Below are 2,406 nucleotides of genomic sequence, written 5' to 3'. Positions count from 1 at the left end.
ATGGGGTGACTGCGTACCTTTTGTATAATGGGTCAGCGACTTATATTCTGTAGCAAGGTTAACCGTATAGGGGAGCCGTAGGGAAACCGAGTCTTAACTGGGCGAATGAGTTGCAGGGTATAGACCCGAAACCCGGTGATCTATCCATGGGCAGGTTGAAGGTTGGGTAACACTAACTGGAGGACCGAACCGACTAATGTTGAAAAATTAGCGGATGACTTGTGGATGGGGGTGAAAGGCCAATCAAACCGGGAGATAGCTGGTTCTCCCCGAAAGCTATTTAGGTAGCGCCTCGTGAATTCATCTTCGGGGGTAGAGCACTGTTTCGACTAGGGGGTCATCCCGACTTACCAACTCGATGCAAACTGCGAATACCGAAGAATGTTATCACGGGAGACACACGGCGGGTGCTAACGTCCGTCGTGAAGAGGGAAACAACCCAGACCGCCAGCTAAGGTCCCAAAGTCATGGTTAAGTGGGAAACGAAGTGGGAAGGCTCAGACAGCCAGGATGTTGGCTTAGAAGCAGCCATCATTTAAAGAAAGCGTAATAGCTCACTGGTCGAGTCGGCCCGCGCGGAAGATGTAACGGGGCTAAACCATGCACCGAAGCTGCGGCAGCGACACTTAGGTGTTGTTGGGTAGGGGAGCGTTCTGTAAGCCTGCGAAGGTGTGCTGTGAGGCATGCTGGAGGTATCAGAAGTGCGAATGCTGACATAAGTAACGATAATGCGGGTGAAAAACCCGCACGCCGGAAGACCAAGGGTTCCTGTCCAACGTTAATCGGGGCAGGGTGAGTCGACCCCTAAGGCGAGGCTGAAAAGCGTAGTCGATGGGAAACGGGTTAATATTCCCGTACTGGTGGTAACTGCGATGGGGGAACGGAGAAGGCTAGGTTGTCCGGGCGACGGTTGTCCCGGTTCAAGCATGTAGGCAGAGTAACTAGGCAAATCCGGTTACTTAATGCTGAGGTGTGATGACGAGCCACTAAGGTGGTGAAGCAATTAATGCCCTGCTTCCTGGAAAAGCCTCTAAGCTTCAGGTTACCAACAATCGTACCCCAAACCGACACAGGTGGTCAGGTAGAGAATACTCAGGCGCTTGAGAGAACTCGGGTGAAGGAACTAGGCAAAATGGTGCCGTAACTTCGGGAGAAGGCACGCTGATGGTAAGTGAAGTCCCTTGCGGACGGAGCCGAAATCAGTCGAAGATACCAGCTGGCTGCAACTGTTTATTAAAAACACAGCACTGTGCAAACACGAAAGTGGACGTATACGGTGTGACGCCTGCCCGGTGCTGGAAGGTTAATTGATGGGGTTATCCGTAAGGAGAAGCTCTTGATCGAAGCCCCAGTAAACGGCGGCCGTAACTATAACGGTCCTAAGGTAGCGAAATTCCTTGTCGGGTAAGTTCCGACCTGCACGAATGGCGTAATGATGGCCAGGCTGTCTCCACCCGAGACTCAGTGAAATTGAACTCGCTGTGAAGATGCAGTGTACCCGCGGCAAGACGGAAAGACCCCGTGAACCTTTACTATAGCTTGACACTGAACTTTGAACCTTGATGTGTAGGATAGGTGGGAGACTATGAAATGTGGACGCCAGTCTGCATGGAGTCAACCTTGAAATACCACCCTTTAATGTTTGATGTTCTAACCTAGGTCCATAATCTGGATCGGGGACCGTGTCTGGTGGGTAGTTTGACTGGGGCGGTCTCCTCCTAAAGAGTAACGGAGGAGCACGAAGGTTGGCTAAGCATGGTCGGACATCATGCGGTTAGTGCAAAGGCATAAGCCAGCTTGACTGTGAGAGTGACGGCTCGAGCAGGTACGAAAGTAGGTCTTAGTGATCCGGTGGTTCTGAATGGAAGGGCCATCGCTCAACGGATAAAAGGTACTCCGGGGATAACAGGCTGATACCGCCCAAGAGTTCATATCGACGGCGGTGTTTGGCACCTCGATGTCGGCTCATCACATCCTGGGGCTGAAGTAGGTCCCAAGGGTATGGCTGTTCGCCATTTAAAGTGGTACGCGAGCTGGGTTTAGAACGTCGTGAGACAGTTCGGTCCCTATCTGCCGTGGGCGTTGGAAGATTGAGAGGGGTTGCTCCTAGTACGAGAGGACCGGAGTGAACGCACCACTGGTGTTCGGGTTGTCATGCCAATGGCATTGCCCGGTAGCTAAGTGCGGAAGAGATAACCGCTGAAAGCATCTAAGCGGGAAACTTGCCTCGAGATGAGTCTTCCCTGTCACCTTGAGTGACCTAAAGGAACGTTTAAGACTAAGACGTTGATAGGCTGGGTGTGTAAGCGTAGCGATACGTTGAGCTAACCAGTACTAATGAACCGTGAGGCTTAACCTGACAACACCGAAGGTGTTTTGTCTGAGAGACAAAGAGTAGATGAAGTA

Annotated in this window: 1 rRNA gene; it reads left to right on the top strand. The window is 51.7% G+C overall.

Annotated features, from left to right (window positions below):
• Positions 1-2,359, top strand: a 23S ribosomal RNA gene (locus INT04_RS19085); the annotation flags it as partial.
• Between the last annotated feature and the right edge of the window lie 47 nt (positions 2,360-2,406).

It is taken from the genome of Proteus sp. FME41 (genome assembly GCF_014897315.1).
In the GTDB taxonomy this organism is placed as follows: Bacteria; Pseudomonadota; Gammaproteobacteria; order Enterobacterales; family Enterobacteriaceae; genus Proteus.
The sequence above is the reverse complement of the archived record's forward strand: the minus strand, read 5'-3'. Positions and strand labels throughout refer to the sequence as shown.